The 20,386-nt window shown below is 44.0% G+C and carries 3 protein-coding genes and 2 pseudogenes; 3 read left to right on the forward strand and 2 right to left on the reverse strand.

The window, feature by feature from the left end:
- Positions 1 to 134: 134 nt before the first annotated feature.
- Positions 135 to 2,564, reverse strand: a complete 2,430-nt coding sequence (gene lon, locus NQU59_RS08725; protein ID WP_016651711.1) for an endopeptidase La — start codon at positions 2,562 to 2,564, stop codon at positions 135 to 137.
- 144 nt (positions 2,565 to 2,708) lie between these two features.
- On the reverse strand, positions 2,709 to 3,296 hold the full coding sequence (locus NQU59_RS08730) for a 5-formyltetrahydrofolate cyclo-ligase (protein ID WP_032861984.1): 588 nt from the start codon (positions 3,294 to 3,296) through the stop codon (positions 2,709 to 2,711).
- Between the two features lie 425 nt (positions 3,297 to 3,721).
- On the opposite strand from NQU59_RS08730, the pseudogene NQU59_RS08735 reads away from it, so the two are divergent.
- The 3 genes and pseudogenes from NQU59_RS08735 to NQU59_RS08745 all read left to right on the forward strand — a co-directional run.
- A pseudogene (locus NQU59_RS08735) lies at positions 3,722 to 4,201 on the forward strand (YadA-like family protein); the annotation flags it as partial.
- A 60-nt stretch (positions 4,202 to 4,261) separates the two neighbouring features.
- Positions 4,262 to 5,053, forward strand: a complete 792-nt coding sequence (tpgA, locus tag NQU59_RS08740) for a trimeric autotransporter adhesin/peptidogylcan-associated protein TpgA (protein ID WP_016651715.1) — start codon at positions 4,262 to 4,264, stop codon at positions 5,051 to 5,053.
- A 418-nt stretch (positions 5,054 to 5,471) separates the two neighbouring features.
- A pseudogene (locus tag NQU59_RS08745) lies at positions 5,472 to 20,366 on the forward strand (ESPR-type extended signal peptide-containing protein); the annotation flags it as partial.
- Positions 20,367 to 20,386 lie beyond the last annotated feature (20 nt).

Here is a 20,386-nt window from a genome sequence, read left to right on the forward strand (position 1 = left end):
AAATGAGTTCAGAGTCAAATTTAGCCTTTATTTTTATCGACTCTATTTTATTATGCAAGATATTGGTTATTTTTCAACCGCATTGTGTAACAAAAAAAGAGAGCCGAAGCTCTCTTTTATTTACAATCATTTACTTAGTGACGTGCAGCTTTCGCATCTTCTACCGGTTTCACAATAGGTGTCTTCGGTAAAGGTTTTGGCGTGTCTGTCAAAGCTAAAGGTAGGATTTCATCAATGCTTTTCACTGCTTTGATTTCTAGTCCTTCTTTCACATTGTCAGGAATCTCGGCTAAATCGCGGATGTTATCTTGTGGAATAAACACCAGTTTAATTCCACCTCGGTGAGCTGCAAGAAGTTTCTCTTTCAAGCCACCAATACGCATCGCACGACCACCAAGACTCGTTTCACCTGTCATCGCAATATCTGGACGAATTGGAATACCTGTAAATGCCGAAACAAGGGCAGTGGTCAGTGCCAAACCAGCAGATGGACCATCTTTTGGTGTTGCACCTTCAGGTAAGTGAACGTGGACATCTGTTTCTTCAAAACGTGATGCTTCAATTCCCAATTCATCGGCACGGGTACGTACCACAGTCATCGCAGCGGTAATCGATTCTTTCATGACATCACCGAGTGAACCGGTAGTAATGAATTTACCTTTACCTTTTACTGCTGCTACTTCGATAGTGAGTAACTCACCACCGACTGAAGTCCAAGCCAAGCCATTGACACGACCCACTTGTGCTTCATCTTCTGCAATACCGAAGTCAAACTTATGTGGACCTAGGTATTCAGGAAGATTGGCAGAAGTGACGTCAATCTGTAAGTTTTTAGACTTTTTGCTGACGGCCTCTTTCACGACTTTACGGGCAATTTTAGAGACTTCACGTTCTAAGCTACGGACACCGGCTTCACGTGTATAACGTTGTACGATATCGCGGATTGCTTCTTCATGAACAGTTAGCTCTTTTGTACGTAGGCCATTGTTCTTGATTGCTTTTGGAACAAGGTAACGTTCAGCAATATTCACTTTTTCATCTTCGGTATAACCCGGTAGACGAATCACTTCCATACGATCCAGTAAGGCTTCAGGAATATTCATACTGTTCGCTGTACAGATGAACATCACTTCTGAAAGGTCAAGATCAAGATCTAAGTAATGATCATTGAACTTACTGTTCTGTGATGGATCAAGGACTTCAAGCAATGCAGAAGCTGGATCACCACGGTAGTCTTGAGCCATCTTGTCGATTTCGTCGAGCAAGAATAATGGGTTCTTCACCCCAACCTTGGTCAATGACTGTACGATTTTACCTGGCATCGCACCTATATAAGTACGACGGTGACCACGAATTTCAGCTTCGTCACGAACACCACCGAGTGCCATCCGAACAAACTCACGACCAGTTGCTTTGGCAACGGATTCACCCAGAGAAGTCTTACCAACCCCTGGAGGGCCGACCAAGCATAAGATCGGGCCTTTGAGTTTCTTAACGCGAGACTGAACCGCCAAGTATTCAACAATACGATCTTTAACGTCATCTAAGCCGTAGTGATCTGTATCCAGAATTTCCTGGGCTTTCGCAAGGTTAATACTGACTTTGCTGGCTTTGTTCCAAGGTGTATCTAAAATCACTTCTAGATAGTTACGTACCACCGCCGCTTCACTGGACGCAGGTTGCATCGCTTTCAGTTTACGAAACTCAGCTTCAGCTTTTTTGCGGACGTGTTCAGGTAAATCAGCTTCAGCAAGACGTTTTTCAATTTCGGCAACGTCATCTTCAGCACCGCCATTCATATCGGAAAGCTCACGTTGAATGACTTTCATCTTTTCATTTAGAAAGTATTCGCGTTGGTTCTTTTCCATTTGGCGTTTTACACTGTCATGCAGCGTTTGCTCAATTTGCTGTTCAGCAGATTGATTCATCAAATAGCTCATTAACTCTTGCAAGTGGTCTTCAAATTCGTCGTGTTCTAAAAACTTTTGTTTCACTTCGATATTTAAAGGCACACGCGTTGCAACGAAGAACATGAGTTGTAATAAGTCTTCGATTTTATTTGCTGCTGCAACGAGTTCACGTGCATTACGTAGTTTCGCTTCTGCATATTGAGCGAATAGGGTACGCAATTCATTTAAGCGAGTCTCTTGGGTCTCTTGATCCAAAGGTAATGTCATTGGGCTTAAACGATGTTCAGCTGTTAGGTATTCTTCGCCATCAATAATACGTTCAAGTTTAGAACGATGCAGACCTTCAATCAGTACTTTAATGCAGTTTTCATCATTTTCATGATTTACAACCTGTACGATTTTGGCCACAGTTCCATATTGATAGAGATTATCGTGATCAATTTCTTCTGTGAGCGAATCTTTTTGCGCAACTACAAATACTAAATTGTCACTGTTACGAGCCACATCCACTGCATTGATCGATTTTTCACGACCCACGAATAGCGCGATTTGCATGTGTGGATACACCACAACATCACGTAACGCTAATAGTGGTAATACACTTGGAACCTGTGGCTCTAAGCTTGTTTCATTATTTAAAATATATTCAGACATGGGCACTCCTAATGAGTGACAACGGTGTTGCCATGTTTTTATAGTGATGTGCATTTCAAAAAATACAAGGGGGTGGGGTTAGAAAATATAAAAAAAAGACTAAATTACTCAAGATTCATTGCGGAAATAAGAAAAAATAACCTGCTAAGGCTTGAAATAATGAAATTTTTTAGGGGTAAGCAAAGCATTGAGTGGTTGATCCCATTTTTGTCTTAATAAAGGTTGATCTACATATTGAAAGGCATGGGCAAGACCGAGTCGATAGGGGCGATGTTTGGCCGTCGCCAACGTTCGATCATAATAACCTCCACCCATACCGATTCGCGTTCCCAGATGGTCACAGGCCAAGAGCGGCAGGATGAGTAGATCTAAATGAGAGACATTTTTTCCGCGACTCGCCATCGGTTCTTTCATCCCGAATGGGTGATGAGAAAACCGTCTATTTAAGTATTGGCTAGAACTCACTCTTACCCAAACTAAATGCTGATTCATATTACAAATCATGGGCAAAAACACCTGTTTATTATTTTTAAAACAAAGCTTTATCAATTTATCAGTATGTAGCTCTCCAAAGGCATGTAAATAAAGTCCAATTTTTGATGCGGCTTTAAATTTAGGTGATTGTCTAAGTAGAAATAGAACTTGTTGTTCAGCCTGTTTTTGTTGGTAATGAGAAACTTGCTTTCTTGCTGAGCGAAGTTGTTTTCTTAATGAGTTTAATGTATGGCTCATAAGGATAAAAACTAGTTTTGATAAAGCCATCATACTTGATTTACACAGTAAATTCTAAAAGTAAAGAATCTGTTATTTATAAGTAAAATTTTAAATTCGCAGTATTATTTATATTTTTCTAACAAATAAACATTCAATGATTTATTCCAATAATTAATGAGAATTTTGGGTATTGATTACTATTTTATTATGACTTATGGAGCTATTACTCTATTTTTCACATTCTTTATAAAATAAAACAAAACGAAAACAAAATAAAACATTTTTAGGTTTTTGTGATTTAAATCATATATTTGTTAAATGTATTTTTTGCAAATATGAGAAATATGTCTCATATTTTTAATATCAATATTTACAGAATCTTTACCAATTTACTCGATTTTATTAGCATCCGCGACTCTTTTTTTGGCACCGAAACTAAAAATGCTCTCAATGGTGGCCAGATCCATAACATCTCGAACAGTATAAAGAACAGCATTGGTGGAGAGACTGTTGTTAATCAAGATGGCAGTATTACGACCAACAATATCGGTGGTACAGGTAAGAACAATATCAATGATGCGATTGGAACTTTGAATCAATCAAATCAAGAGTTGGGTAACAAGATCAACAACCTTGGTGATCAGTTACAACAAGTGTTCTACGACACCAACAAACGTATCGACAATTTGGAAGACAAAATGTCTGCGGGTATTGCTGCGACAGCTGCACTTGAGCAAGCACCTTATGTGCCAGGTAAGTTAACTATGGCAGTCGGCGCGGCTTACTATAACGATCAAAATGCAGTGGGTGTGACGTTCCGTCGTACTGCAGATAATGGTCGCTGGTCATTGACAACGGGTGCTGCTTTAGGCAGCCAAGGTAGCCCATTGGTACGTATTGGTGTAAGTACAATTATTGACTAATTGCCCTCAATAAGGAGAGTCCTAGACTCTCCTTATCCAACAGATATTGTGAGTAAAGAAATGAACAAGAATATTCAAATTTTGATGATGGCAACTTTTGTCGGTTTAACAACAACCACTACTTTTGCACAAGAAGAAGTTGTGGCTCAGCAAGAAGAAATTAAATTTCCAGCGGTTGAGAAAAGTTATTTAAAACAAGTACAGCGTTATGAATATGATAATGTTGCACGTTTAGACACAGGTCTGACCAAAGATCAAATTCGTCACATTTTGGGCCATCCTCAATTTAGCGAAGGCGTATTCTTTGTAAAAACTTGGAACTATGTTTTAGATATTCGTCAGCCAAATAGCCAAGACTATTTACGTTGCCAATTACGTGTCGATTTCGATAAGAAGTATCTTTCGGAAAGATTGTCTTGGAAAGGTGAAGCATGTGAGGGCTTAATGGCTTGGGGTGCGAATAACCAAGTTCCAAATGATGCAAATGTAAATGGTACACGTTCTGGAAGTGTATTCTTTGCTTTTGACCGTTTTAATACTGCTGCGATCGAACAAGGTTCTAGTTCTGTAACTTCAATTGCACAGCGTATCAAACAAAGTAATTCAACTGGACCAATTTTAGTTGCAGGTTTTGCTGACCCATTAGGTAAGTTTGCTTATAATCAGCAACTTTCATCACAACGTGCCAATACAGTGGCAAAATTATTGGTGAATGAAGGTATTGATGCAAATCGTATTCAAATTCAAGCCAATAGCCAAACTGATATATATCAGCAATGTACAGGTAATAAGGCAAATGCACAATTGGTTGGCTGTTTAGCTCCGAATAGACGCGTTAATGTGACTTGGTAAAATTTTTCAAATCAGAAAAGCCAGCATTTATGCTGGCTTTTTTATTTTGACATTTAGATACAAATATTAATGCGAAATTTGAACATAAATTTAGGAGGAGAATGTCAATTTACGTCATGTATCGACTTTTTTGTATATAAATTTGCATAATGTGAAGATTATGCGATTTACTTTTACTTGTAGTTAAAAATTAACTATTGATTTGTAATATTTAATTTTAGAAATAAAAATTAAAATTTTAATTTAAATTGGTGAATTGATAGATGTACAACATGTACTAATGTGATTTACATCTCATTTTAAAAAGTTATTTTAATAGTAATAAATTACATTTCTTTATTTAATAGACAGACTTGTACACATAAGTGAACACGTTGTAACTTTTATCTGCGTTTGGAAAAATATTATGAATAAGGTTTATAAGGTTGTATGGAACGCCTCATTGGGTGCTTGGGTAGCGGTTTCGGAACTTGCTAAGGGAAAAGTAAAAGGTAGTAACGGGAAGGTTGGGGGAATTTCGACTGTAGAAGAGTCTAATGAGAAGAGTCATTCCGAAACAATAAATTTAAAGACTTTATCATTAGCAGTAATTACTATTGTTGCCCCTAATTGGGTTTATGCAGGTACTGAGGTTAGTGGAACCCCGACTAAAAGTGGGTCTAATATTACCAATATTAATACTTGTACAGCATCTGCGACTACTACAAATGGAGTAGCAATAGGATGTTCTAGTATTGCTGGAGCAAAGGACTCTGTAATTGCGGATAGATCCAATCCATATAATACTAGTACTAGTAACAGCAGAGTAACTTTTGATACTACATCTGGTGGTAATACTGCGATTGGTACAGGTGCTTCTGCTGGAAATGCAAATCAGGGATTAGCTACTGCTATAGGGACATACGCAACTGCAAATAATGTTGCTGCAGTAGCAATAGGTGCCGCGGCTTTATCGACAGGAAATACATCTTTATCAATTGGTCGTCAATCTGCTGCAACTGCAGATTATGCTCAAGCTATAGGTAATGTAGCTGCAGCAACAGGAACTGGTGCTCTTGCTATTGGCCATTCAGCAACAGCTACAGGTTATCGTGGTATTGCGATTGGTTCACCTGATATTGATAATGCTTCTGTAGTTGCTGGCCAAGCTGGGGCAGCATATCAAACTGTTGGGCAAACGAAAGCATCTGGGCGGGACGCAATTGCTTTTGGTGGTGGTTCTCAATCGTTAAAAGATGAAGGGATGACTATAGGGGCCTTCTCTGGTGCAACAGAACAAGGTGCAGCAGTGGTTGGTGTCCGTGGTGCCGCATTGGGACAACAAAGTTTATCTATTGGTAATGGTGCAACGAATGTTACAAGCGGTACAAATGCACCTATTCAATTAGCAACGTCTTTAGGGCAAGGTACAATAACTAATAAAACGGTCGGTTCTCGAGTTTTTAATGGTTCTAATACAGTAAAAGATACCCTAGGAGGGACTGCCGGTACGCTAACTGGAACAGTGGATGGTGTTGCAATAACAATTAATCAGGCTGCTGGAACTGGTAATGCAACGACAGGTACAGTTGGTGCGATTACTGGTGGATCATACAACGGACAAACTTTAACCGCTGAACAAGCGAATGCATTATATCAATCTTTAGGACACGGCGGGTCAGTCACATTAGGACAGCGTGCGATTGCTATTGGTACTGCAACAGCTGCACTAGCAAATAATGCCTTGGCTATAGGTAGTACATCGTTAGCAAGTGGAGAAGGTTCTGTTGCAATTGGTAGTGGTTCTATTGCAACAAAAACGGATGCTGTATCTATTGGGCGAGGAGCTGGTAGTAGTGTTACGTCAGGTGTTGCTATTGGAGCAGAGGCAAAAGTCACAGGTGATAATAGTATTGCATTAGGGCAAAAATCAGTTGCTTCCGCACAAACAGGCTCTTCATTTTTAACAAATGTAGGGGCAACAACACAAGGAACAATTTCAGTTGGTGATGGCACTAACAATGTTAAACGTCGTCTAACTAATTTGGCAGATGGTGCCGTAGACTCTGATGGCGTAACAGTTGCGCAATTAAAACAATTCAAAGTAATAACAGATAAGCAAGGTGCTGATACTGCTGCTGCTTTAGGTGGTGGTTCAACTTATAATTCAACGACGGGGGCAGTTACAACCCCAACTTATAATGTAGGTGGTACTACAAAAACGAATGTTGGTGATGCTATTACGAATATTGATAATCGTACAACTAGCTTAGAAAATCAGACATGGAAGTTAAACACCAATTCGGATACTGCTGCAGTCGTAGGTAAAGACGCAGAAGTTAAATTTATTGATGGCAAAAATATTAAGCTTTCTCGGACAGGAACTAGCATTACTGTTGCAACAGCAGACTCTGTAAAATTTGATAGTGTTAATGCTGGTGGTACAGTTATTAACAACAATGGTTTGAGTTTTGTACAGGCAGATGGAACAACACCTGTTACCAATAGTCCAAGTATCAGTAAGACAGGCATCAATGCGGGTAACAATAAGATCAGTAATGTTGCGAATGGCGCGATAACATCTGGTTCTAAAGATGCGGTGAATGGTGGTCAGTTACAAGGCGTAGCGGATAGTGTTAAGACCGCAATTGGCGGCAACACGACCATTGATGCAACGACGGGTGCAATCACCACAAGTAACATTGGTGGCACAAGCTCGAACACCATTGATGGTGCGATCACGAGTGTAAAAAGCACAGCAGACGCAGCTAAAACAACAGCAGATAAAGGCATCAACTTTGGTGGCACAACAGGCAAGAACAACTATGCGTTGGGCAGTGATATTAATGTTAAAGGCGACGGTAACATCACCAGCACAACAGTTGCAGGCGGTGTTCAACTTGGCCTAGCGAACAACATTACCATCGGTAGTGGTGCCGGAACGAACCCTGTAACGATTAATGGTACAACAGGTACAGTTAGCGGATTAACGAATAAGGCTTGGAGTGGTACAGCCACATCTGGTCAAGCAGCAACAGAAGACCAATTAAAAATCGTAAGTGATGTTGCAAGTAATGCAAATAAAGGTTGGAAAGTTAACACTGGCGCTATAACTGGTGGAACCGTATCAGGTAATGCTTCAACGCAGGTTTCCCCAGACCAAGAAGTGAAGTTTATTGCAGGTAAGAATGTTGCAATTACGCAAAATGGTAAGGATATCACCGTTGCAACCAGCGATAACCCTAACTTTACTTCTGTTACCACTGGGAATAGTAAATTAGATAACAGTGGTTTAGTTATTAAAGATGCGGCTGGTGGCATTAATATAAGTAAAGATGGTGTCAAGTTTGTTGATGGCACAGGTACAGCGATTGCGAATAGTCCAAGCATCAGTTCTACAGGCATCAATGCGGGTAACAATAAGATCAGTAATGTTGCGAATGGCGCGATAACATCTGGTTCTAAAGATGCGGTGAATGGTGGTCAGTTACAAGGCGTAGCGGATAGTGTTAAGACCGCAATTGGCGGCAACACGACCATTGATGCAACGACGGGTGCAATCACCACAAGTAACATTGGTGGCACAAGCTCGAACACCATTGATGGTGCGATCACGAGTGTAAAAAGCACAGCAGACGCAGCTAAAACAACAGCAGATAAAGGCATCAACTTTGGTGGCACAACAGGCAAGAACAACTATGCGTTGGGCAGTGATATTAATGTTAAAGGCGACGGTAACATCACCAGCACAACAGTTGCAGGCGGTGTTCAACTTGGCCTAGCGAACAACATTACCATCGGTAGTGGTGCCGGAACGAACCCTGTAACGATTAATGGTACAACAGGTACAGTTAGCGGATTAACGAATAAGGCTTGGAGTGGTACAGCCACATCTGGTCAAGCAGCAACAGAAGACCAATTAAAAATCGTAAGTGATGTTGCAAGTAATGCAAATAAAGGTTGGAAAGTTAACACTGGCGCTATAACTGGTGGAACCGTATCAGGTAATGCTTCAACGCAGGTTTCCCCAGACCAAGAAGTGAAGTTTATTGCAGGTAAGAATGTTGCAATTACGCAAAATGGTAAGGATATCACCGTTGCAACCAGCGATAACCCTAACTTTACTTCTGTTACCACTGGGAATAGTAAATTAGATAACAGTGGTTTAGTTATTAAAGATGCGGCTGGTGGCATTAATATAAGTAAAGATGGTGTCAAGTTTGTTGATGGCACAGGTACAGCGATTGCGAATAGTCCAAGCATCAGTTCTACAGGCATCAATGCGGGTAACAACAAGATCAGCAATGTTGCGAATGGCGCGATAACATCTGGTTCTAAAGATGCGGTGAATGGTGGTCAGTTACAAGGCGTAGCGGACAGTGTTAAGACCGCAATTGGCGGCAACACGACCATTGATGCAACGACGGGTGCAATCACCACAAGTAACATTGGTGGCACAAGCTCGAACACCATTGATGGTGCGATCACGAGTGTAAAAAGCACAGCAGACGCAGCTAAAACAACAGCAGACAAAGGCATCAACTTTGGTGGCACGACAGGCAAGAACAACTATGCCTTGGGTAGTGATATCAACGTTAAAGGCGACAGCAACATCACCAGCACGACAGTTGCAGGCGGTGTACAACTGGGCTTAGGCGATACGTTGAATGTTAAAGATGCAATCAATGTGGGCAGCGGTGCAACCAAAGTTAAGATTGATGGCACAACCAATACCATTGGTGGCTTAAGCAACACGACTTGGAACGGCACAGCAGTATCAGGTCAGGCAGCAACCGAAGATCAATTGGCAGCAGTTGATGGCAAGTTGGGTAACTTGGACGATGCAGCGGTTAAATATGATGACCCTGCAACCAAAGACAAGATCACGCTTGCAGGTGCAGGTGGAACCACCATTACCAATGTTAAAGCTGGAGATATCAGTTCAGCAGCATCAACAGATGCGGTGAATGGTGGCCAATTATTCACAACGAATCAGAATGTAACCACTGCGCAAAATGCAGCAGATGCAGCACAAGCGACAGCGGACAAAGGGATTAAGTTTGGTAATGGTACCAGCAGTAACCAATTTGCATTAGGCGATACGCTGAATGTTAAAGGTTCAACGGATGGTAGCATCACCAGTACCACGACAGCAGATGGTGTCCAGCTTGGTTTAGGTGATACCGTTAATGTCAAAGATGCAATCAATGTGGGCAGTGGTGCAACTAAAGTTAAGATTGATGGCACAACCAATACTATTGGTGGTTTAAGCAACACGACTTGGAACGGCACAGCGGTATCAGGTCAGGCAGCAACTGAAGATCAATTGGCAGCAGTTGATGGCAAGTTGGGTAACTTGGACGATGCAGCGGTTAAATATGATGACCCTGCAACCAAAGACAAAGTGACTTTAGCGGGCGCAGGTGGCACCACCATTACCAATGTTAAAGCTGGTGCGGTGAACTCGACTTCGACTGATGCAATCAACGGCAGTCAATTACACGGTGTTGCAGACAGTGTTAAGAGTGCCATTGGTGGCAACACGACGATTGATGCAACGACGGGTGCAATCACCACAAGTAACATTGGTGGCACAGGTTCGAACACGATTGATGGTGCGATCACCAGCGTTAAAGCAACAGCGGACAAAGGCATCAACTTTGGTGGCACAACAGGCAAGAACAACTATGCCTTGGGTAGTGATATCAACGTTAAAGGCGACAGCAACATCACCAGCACGACAGTTGCAGGCGGTGTACAACTGGGCTTAGGCGATACGTTGAATGTTAAAGATGCAATCAATGTGGGCAGCGGTGCAACCAAAGTTAAGATTGATGGCACGACCAATACCATTGGTGGCTTAAGCAACACGACTTGGAACGGCACAGCAGTATCAGGTCAGGCAGCAACCGAAGATCAATTGGCAGCAGTTGATGGCAAGTTGGGTAACTTGGACGATGCAGCGGTTAAATATGATGACCCTGCAACCAAAGACAAAGTGACTTTAGCGGGCGCAGGTGGCACCACCATTACCAATGTTAAAGCTGGTGCGGTGAACTCGACTTCGACTGATGCAATCAACGGCAGTCAATTACACGGTGTTGCAGACAGTGTTAAGAGTGCCATTGGTGGCAACACGACGATTGATGCAACGACGGGTGCAATCACCACAAGTAACATTGGTGGCACAGGTTCGAACACGATTGATGGTGCGATCACCAGCGTTAAAGCAACAGCGGACAAAGGCATCAACTTTGGTGGCACAACAGGCAAGAACAACTATGCCTTGGGTAGTGATATCAACGTTAAAGGCGACAGCAACATCACCAGCACGACAGTTGCAGGCGGTGTACAACTGGGCTTAGGCGATACGTTGAATGTTAAAGATGCAATCAATGTGGGCAGCGGTGCAACCAAAGTTAAGATTGATGGCACGACCAATACCATTGGTGGCTTAAGCAACACGACTTGGAACGGCACAGCAGTATCAGGTCAGGCAGCAACCGAAGATCAATTGGCAGCAGTTGATGGCAAGTTGGGTAACTTGGACGATGCAGCGGTTAAATATGATGACCCTGCAACCAAAGACAAAGTGACTTTAGCGGGCGCAGGTGGCACCACCATTACCAATGTTAAAGCTGGAGATATCAGTTCAGCAGCATCAACAGATGCGGTGAATGGTGGCCAATTATTCACAACGAATCAGAATGTAACCACTGCGCAAAATGCAGCAGATGCAGCACAAGCGACAGCGGACAAAGGGATTAAGTTTGGTAATGGTACCAGCAGTAACCAATTTGCATTAGGCGATACGCTGAATGTTAAAGGTTCAACGGATGGTAGCATCACCAGTACCACGACAGCAGATGGTGTCCAGCTTGGTTTAGGTGATACCGTTAATGTCAAAGATGCAATCAATGTGGGCAGTGGTGCAACTAAAGTTAAGATTGATGGCACAACCAATACTATTGGTGGTTTAAGCAACACGACTTGGAACGGCACAGCGGTATCAGGTCAGGCAGCAACTGAAGATCAATTGGCAGCAGTTGATGGCAAGTTGGGTAACTTGGACGATGCAGCGGTTAAATATGATGACCCTGCAACCAAAGACAAAGTGACTTTAGCGGGCGCAGGTGGCACCACCATTACCAATGTTAAAGCTGGTGCGGTGAACTCGACTTCGACTGATGCAATCAACGGCAGTCAATTACACGGTGTTGCAGACAGTGTTAAGAGTGCCATTGGTGGCAACACGACGATTGATGCAACGACGGGTGCAATCACCACAAGTAACATTGGTGGCACAGGTTCGAACACGATTGATGGTGCGATCACCAGCGTTAAAGCAACAGCGGACAAAGGCATCAACTTTGGTGGCACAACAGGCAAGAACAACTATGCCTTGGGTAGTGATATCAACGTTAAAGGCGACAGCAACATCACCAGCACGACAGTTGCAGGCGGTGTACAACTGGGCTTAGGCGATACGTTGAATGTTAAAGATGCAATCAATGTGGGCAGCGGTGCAACCAAAGTTAAGATTGATGGCACGACCAATACCATTGGTGGCTTAAGCAACACGACTTGGAACGGCACAGCAGTATCAGGTCAGGCAGCAACCGAAGATCAATTGGCAGCAGTTGATGGCAAGTTGGGTAACTTGGACGATGCAGCGGTTAAATATGATGACCCTGCAACCAAAGACAAAGTGACTTTAGCGGGCGCAGGTGGCACCACCATTACCAATGTTAAAGCTGGAGATATCAGTTCAGCAGCATCAACAGATGCGGTGAATGGTGGCCAATTATTCACAACGAATCAGAATGTAACCACTGCGCAAAATGCAGCAGATGCAGCACAAGCGACAGCGGACAAAGGGATTAAGTTTGGTAATGGTACCAGCAGTAACCAATTTGCATTAGGCGATACGCTGAATGTTAAAGGTTCAACGGATGGTAGCATCACCAGTACCACGACAGCAGATGGTGTCCAGCTTGGTTTAGGTGATACCGTTAATGTCAAAGATGCAATCAATGTGGGCAGTGGTGCAACTAAAGTTAAGATTGATGGCACAACCAATACTATTGGTGGTTTAAGCAACACGACTTGGAACGGCACAGCGGTATCAGGTCAGGCAGCAACTGAAGATCAATTGGCAGCAGTTGATGGCAAGTTGGGTAACTTGGACGATGCAGCGGTTAAATATGATGACCCTGCAACCAAAGACAAAGTGACTTTAGCGGGCGCAGGTGGCACCACCATTACCAATGTTAAAGCTGGTGCGGTGAACTCGACTTCGACTGATGCAATCAACGGCAGTCAATTACACGGTGTTGCAGACAGTGTTAAGAGTGCCATTGGTGGCAACACGACGATTGATGCAACGACGGGTGCAATCACCACAAGTAACATTGGTGGCACAGGTTCGAACACGATTGATGGTGCGATCACCAGCGTTAAAGCAACAGCGGACAAAGGCATCAACTTTGGTGGCACAACAGGCAAGAACAACTATGCCTTGGGTAGTGATATCAACGTTAAAGGCGACAGCAACATCACCAGCACGACAGTTGCAGGCGGTGTACAACTGGGCTTAGGCGATACGTTGAATGTTAAAGATGCAATCAATGTGGGCAGCGGTGCAACCAAAGTTAAGATTGATGGCACGACCAATACCATTGGTGGCTTAAGCAACACGACTTGGAACGGCACAGCAGTATCAGGTCAGGCAGCAACCGAAGATCAATTGGCAGCAGTTGATGGCAAGTTGGGTAACTTGGACGATGCAGCGGTTAAATATGATGACCCTGCAACCAAAGACAAAGTGACTTTAGCGGGCGCAGGTGGCACCACCATTACCAATGTTAAAGCTGGAGATATCAGTTCAGCAGCATCAACAGATGCGGTGAATGGTGGCCAATTATTCACAACGAATCAGAATGTAACCACTGCGCAAAATGCAGCAGATGCAGCACAAGCGACAGCGGACAAAGGGATTAAGTTTGGTAATGGTACCAGCAGTAACCAATTTGCATTAGGCGATACGCTGAATGTTAAAGGTTCAACGGATGGTAGCATCACCAGTACCACGACAGCAGATGGTGTCCAGCTTGGTTTAGGTGATACCGTTAATGTCAAAGATGCAATCAATGTGGGCAGTGGTGCAACTAAAGTTAAGATTGATGGCACAACCAATACTATTGGTGGTTTAAGCAACACGACTTGGAACGGCACAGCGGTATCAGGTCAGGCAGCAACTGAAGATCAATTAGCAGCAGTGGATGGCAAGCTCGGTAACTTGGACGATGCAGCGGTTAAATATGATGACCCTGCAACTAAAGACAAAGTGACTTTAGCAGGCGCAGGTGGCACCACCATTACTAATGTTAAAGCTGGTGCGGTGAACTCAACTTCGACTGATGCAATCAACGGCAGTCAATTACACGGTGTTGCAGACAGCGTTAAGAGTGCCATTGGTGGCAACACGACGATTGATGCAACGACGGGTGCAATCACCACAAGTAACATTGGTGGCACAGGTTCGAACACGATTGATGGTGCGATCACCAGCGTTAAAGCAACAGCGGACAAAGGCATCAACTTTGGTGGCACAACAGGCAAGAACAACTATGCCTTGGGTAGTGATATCAACGTTAAAGGCGACAGCAACATCACCAGCACGACAGTTGCAGGCGGTGTACAACTGGGCTTAGGCGATACGCTGAATGTTAAAGATGCAATCAATGTGGGCAGCGGTGCAACCAAAGTTAAGATTGATGGTACGACCAATACCATTGGTGGCTTAAGCAACACGACTTGGAACGGCACAGCAGTATCAGGTCAAGCGGCAACCGAAGATCAATTGGCAGCAGTTGATGGCAAGTTGGGTAACTTGGACGATGCAGCGGTTAAATATGATGACCCTGCAACCAAAGACAAGATCACGCTTGCAGGTGCAGGTGGCACCACGATCACTAATGTGAAAGCAGGTGATATCAGTTCAGCAGCATCAACAGATGCGGTGAATGGTGGCCAATTATTCACAACGAATCAGAATGTAACCACTGCGCAAAATGCAGCAGATGCAGCACAAGCGACAGCGGACAAAGGGATTAAGTTTGGTAATGGTACCAGCAGTAACCAATTTGCATTAGGCGATACGCTGAATGTTAAAGGTTCAACGGATGGTAGCATCACCAGTACCACGACAGCAGATGGTGTCCAGCTTGGTTTAGGTGATACCGTTAATGTCAAAGATGCAATCAATGTGGGCAGTGGTGCAACTAAAGTTAAGATTGATGGCACGACCAATACCATTGGTGGTTTAAGCAACACGACTTGGAACGGCACAGCGGTATCAGGTCAGGCAGCAACTGAAGATCAATTGGCAGCAGTTGATGGCAAGTTGGGTAACTTGGACGATGCAGCGGTTAAATATGATGACCCTGCAACCAAAGACAAAGTGACTTTAGCGGGCGCAGGTGGCACCACCATTACTAATGTTAAAGCTGGTGCGGTGAACTCGACTTCGACTGATGCAATCAACGGCAGTCAATTACACGGTGTTGCAGACAGTGTTAAGAGTGCCATTGGTGGCAACACGACGATTGATGCAACGACGGGTGCGATCACCACCAGCAACATTGGTGGCACAGGTTCGAACACCATTGATGGTGCAATCACCAGCGTTAAAGATGCCGCAACCAAAGCGAAAACAACTGTTACTGCTGGAGACAACGTTGTTGTTACTCCAACAACCAATGCCGATGGCTCAAGCAACTATCAAGTCGCGACTGCAAAAGACGTGAACTTCGATAAAGTGACTGTAGGCAGTGTGGTGGTTGATAAAGCGACCAATACGATTAACGGTTTAAGCAACAAGACTTGGAACGGTACAGCAGTCTCAGGTCAAGCGGCGACTGAGGATCAATTGCAAGCGGTCAGCGATGCACAAAAAGCAACAGATGATGCAGCGGTTAAATACGACAACCCATTAACCAAAGACAAAGTGACCTTGGGTGGAGCAGGCTCTACCACACCAGTGACCTTGACCAATGTGAAAGCGGGTGCAGTCAATTCAACTTCAACAGATGCAATCAACGGTAGCCAGTTACACGGCGTCGCGGACAGCGTCAAGAATGCGATTGGTGGTTCAACTACGATTGATGCAACCACAGGTGCAATCACCACCAGCAACATTGGTGGCACAGGTTCGAACACCATTGATGGTGCGATCACCAGCGTCAAAGATGCCGCAACCAAAGCAAAAACAACTGTTACAGCTGGAGACAACGTTGTTGTTACTCCAACAACCAATGCCGATGGCTCAAGCAACTATCAAGTCGCGACTGCAAAAGACGTGAACTTCGATAAAGTGACTGTAGGCAGTGTGGTGGTTGATAAAGCGACCAATACGATTAACGGTTTAAGCAACAAGACTTGGAACGGTACAGCAGTCTCAGGTCAAGCGGCGACTGAGGATCAATTGCAAGCGGTCAGCGATGCACAAAAAGCAACAGATGATGCAGCGGTTAAATACGACAACCCATTAACCAAAGACAAAGTGACCTTGGGTGGAGCAGGCTCTACCACACCAGTGACCTTGACCAATGTGAAAGCGGGTGCGGTCAATTCAAGCTCAACTGATGCAATCAATGGCAGCCAGTTACACGGTGTCGCAGACAGCGTCAAGAATGCAATTGGTGGCTCAACCACGATTGATGCAACCACAGGTGCGATCACCACCAGTAACATTGGTGGTACCGGCTCGAACACCATTGATGGTGCAATCACCAGTGTTAAAGATGCTGCAACCAAAGCAAAAACAACCGTTACAGCGGGTGATAACGTGGTTGTAACCCCAACAACCAATGCTGATGGCTCAAGCAACTATCAAGTCGCGACTGCAAAAGACGTGAACTTCGATAAAGTGACTGTAGGCAGTGTGGTGGTTGATAAAGCGACCAATACGATTAACGGCTTAAGTAACAAGACCTGGAACGGTACAGCAGTCTCAGGCCAGGCAGCGACAGAAGATCAATTGGCAGCAGTTGATGGCAAGTTGGGCAACTTGGATGATGCAGCGGTTAAATATGATGATCCTGCAACGAAAGACAAAGTGACTTTAGCGGGTACTGGCGGCACCACGATCACCAATGTGAAAGCGGGTGCAGTCAATTCAACTTCAACCGATGCAATCAATGGCAGCCAGTTACACGGCGTCGCGGATAGCGTGAAGAATGCAATTGGTGGTTCAACCACGATTGATGCAACCACAGGTGCAATCACCACCAGTAACATTGGTGGTACCGGTTCGAACACCATTGATGGTGCAATCACCAGCGTTAAAGATGCTGCAACCAAAGCGAAAACAACCATTACAGCGGGTGATAACGTGGTTGTAACCCCAACAACCAATGCCGATGGCTCAAGCAACTATCAAGTCGCGACTGCAAAAGACGTGAATTTCGATAAAGTGACTGTAGGCAGTGTGGTGGTTGATAAAGCGACCAATACGATTAACGGTTTAAGTAACAAGACTTGGAACGGTACAGCGGTATCAGGTCAGGCAGCGACAGAAGATCAATTGGCAGCAGTGGATAGCAAGTTAGGTGGTTTGGATGATGCAGCGGTTAAATACGATGACCCAACGACCAAAGACAAAATCACATTAGCTGGAGTAGGTGGCACAACGATCACTAACGTGAAAGCAGGTGCGGTAAACTCAACTTCGACTGATGCAATCAACGGCAGCCAGTTACACGGTGTCGCGGATAGCGTCAAGAATGCAATTGGTGGTTCAACTACAATTGATGCAACCACAGGTGCGATCACGACCAGTAACATTGGTGGCACAGGTTCGAACACCATTGATGGTGCAATCACCAGCGTTAAAGATGCTGCAACCAAAGCGAAAACAACCGTTACAGCGGGTGATAACGTGGTTGTAACCCCAACGACCAATGCTGATGGTTCAAGCAACTATCAAGTCGCGACTGCAAAAGACGTGAACTTCGATAAAGTCACTGTAGGCAGTGTAGTGGTTGATAAGGCAAGCAATACCATTGAAGGCCTGAGCAATAAAGACATTACAGCCAGTGATTTTGCAACCAAAGGCAGAGCGGCAACTGAAGAGCAATTGAAAGTTGCAATCAGTAGCAATATCACTGAAGTTGTTGATGGTAATGGCAACAAAGTCAATATCATTGACCAAATTGTAAATACCAAACCAGACAACAAAAACCAAGATTCATTGTTCTTAACCTACGATAAGCAAGGCCAAGAAACCACAGATCGCCTGACGATTGGACAAACGGTTCAGAAGATGAATACCGACGGGATTAAGTTCTTCCATACCAATGCCGATACCTCAAAAGGTGATCTAGGGGCAACCAATGACTCAAGTGCTGGTGGTCTCAACTCTACAGCGATTGGCGTAAATGCAATTGTTTCAACAGGCGCAGACAGTGCAGTGGCTTTAGGTCACAGCAGTAAAGCTGGAGGCAAAGAGTCTATTGCAATTGGTAAAGGCGCCGAAGCAACAGGCCTGCAATCTATCAGTATTGGTACGGGTAACAAAGTGAAAGGTGATCACTCAGGTGCGATTGGTGATCCAACGATTGTGGATGGTGCAAACAGTTATTCTGTAGGTAATAACAATCAGGTACTGACAGATGATACCTTTGTACTTGGTAACAATGTGACCAAAACAGTGGCTGGCTCAGTTGTATTAGGGAGTGGTTCTGCTGCAACAACTGGTGCTGGTGTTGCAGGTTATGCATTGTCCGCTGTGACAGGCGCAGACAAAGCGGCCATTGATAAGACGACATCAACGACAGGTGCGGTTGCAGTTGGTGATGCTGCAAATGGAATTTATCGCCAGATCACAGGTGTTGCGGCAGGTAGTGCAGATGCAGATGCCGTGAACGTTGCACAATTGAAAGCGGTAGGCAATCAAGTTGTAACTACACAGAACACACTTGTGAATAGCTTGGGTGGTAATGCTACGGTCAATGCCGATGGCACCATTACCGGACCGACTTATAATGTGGCTCAAGGGAAACAGACTAATGTTGGTGATGCATTAACGGCACTCGACAAAGCCATTGGCACGGTAGGAACAACCTCTAAAACGACGGTGACCAATGGTCAGAATATTGTTGTGAATAAGAGCAAGAATGCAGACGGTTCAGATAACTATGAGGTTGCTACAGCCAAAGACTTAACGGTTGATTCTGTGACAGCAGGCAATACGGTTCTGAATAATGCTGGAATCAACATCGGTAACAATGCAGTTGTGTTGAACAATACTGGTTTAATCATTGCAGGTGGTCCAAGTGTCACGACCCAAGGGATCAATGCTGGGAATAAACAGATCAGCAATGTTGCAGCGGGTACCAATGCAACAGATGCCGTGAACAAGGGCCAATTGGATAGTGCAATTAGCAATGTGAATAACAATGTGAATGAGCTTTCCAATAATGCAGTGAAATACGACGATGCATCAAAAGACAAGATCACACTGGGTGGTACTAATGGAACAACCATTACCAATGTGAAAGACGGTAATATTGCTCAAGGCTCTAAAGATGCGGTGAATGGTGGGCAAGTTGCGCAAATCAGAGATGATTTGCAAGGGCAAATTACTAACAATACCAATAATATTAATAACATTAAAAATGATATTAATAATGGTACGGTGGGTCTGGTTAAACAGGCAAATAGTAGTGCTGAAGTTACCGTTGCCAAAGATACTGGCGGTACTAAAGTTAATGTTGCTGGTACCGATGGTAATCGTGTTGTCACTGGTGTTAAAGATGGTGCAATCAATAAAACATCTACAGATGCAATCAATGGCTCTCAATTAAATGCAACAAATCAAAAAGTTGTTGAGTTCTTAGGTGGCGGTGCTGGTTATGACAACATTACCAATAGCTTTACCAATCCAACGTATAACGTAGGCGGTAAGGACTATAACAATGTGGGTGGAGCAGTTGATGCATTGAATAAGGCAGATCAGGCATTGAATAGCAAAATTGACAATGTAAGTAATCGTCTTGAACAAGCCTTCTACTCGACTAATCAACGTATTGATGATGTAGAGAAAAAGGCCAATGCAGGTATTGCTGCGGCAATGGCACTGGAAGCAGCGCCATACATTGCAGGTAAATATACTTACTCAGCAGGTGCTTCTTATCATGGTGGTGAAAATGCAGTCGGCGTCACCTTACGTAAAACTGCAGATAATGGTCGTTGGTCAATCACAGGGGGGGTAGCTGCTGCATCTCAAGGTGATCCAAGTGTACGTATCGGTATCAGTGGCGTAATTGACTAAGGGTTCATTATTCAGGAGAG

Source organism: Acinetobacter colistiniresistens (assembly GCF_024582815.1).
Classification (GTDB): Bacteria; Pseudomonadota; Gammaproteobacteria; order Pseudomonadales; family Moraxellaceae; genus Acinetobacter.

Bases quoted from the DNA above. Each gene is read 5' to 3' on its own strand.
- tpgA (WP_016651715.1), top strand. From the start codon at position 4,262: ATGAACAAGAATATTCAAATTTTGATGATGGCAACTTTTGTCGGTTTA.
- lon (WP_016651711.1), bottom strand. From the start codon at position 2,564: ATGTCTGAATATATTTTAAATAATGAAACAAGCTTAGAGCCACAGGTT.
- NQU59_RS08730 (WP_032861984.1), bottom strand. From the start codon at position 3,296: ATGAGCCATACATTAAACTCATTAAGAAAACAACTTCGCTCAGCAAGA.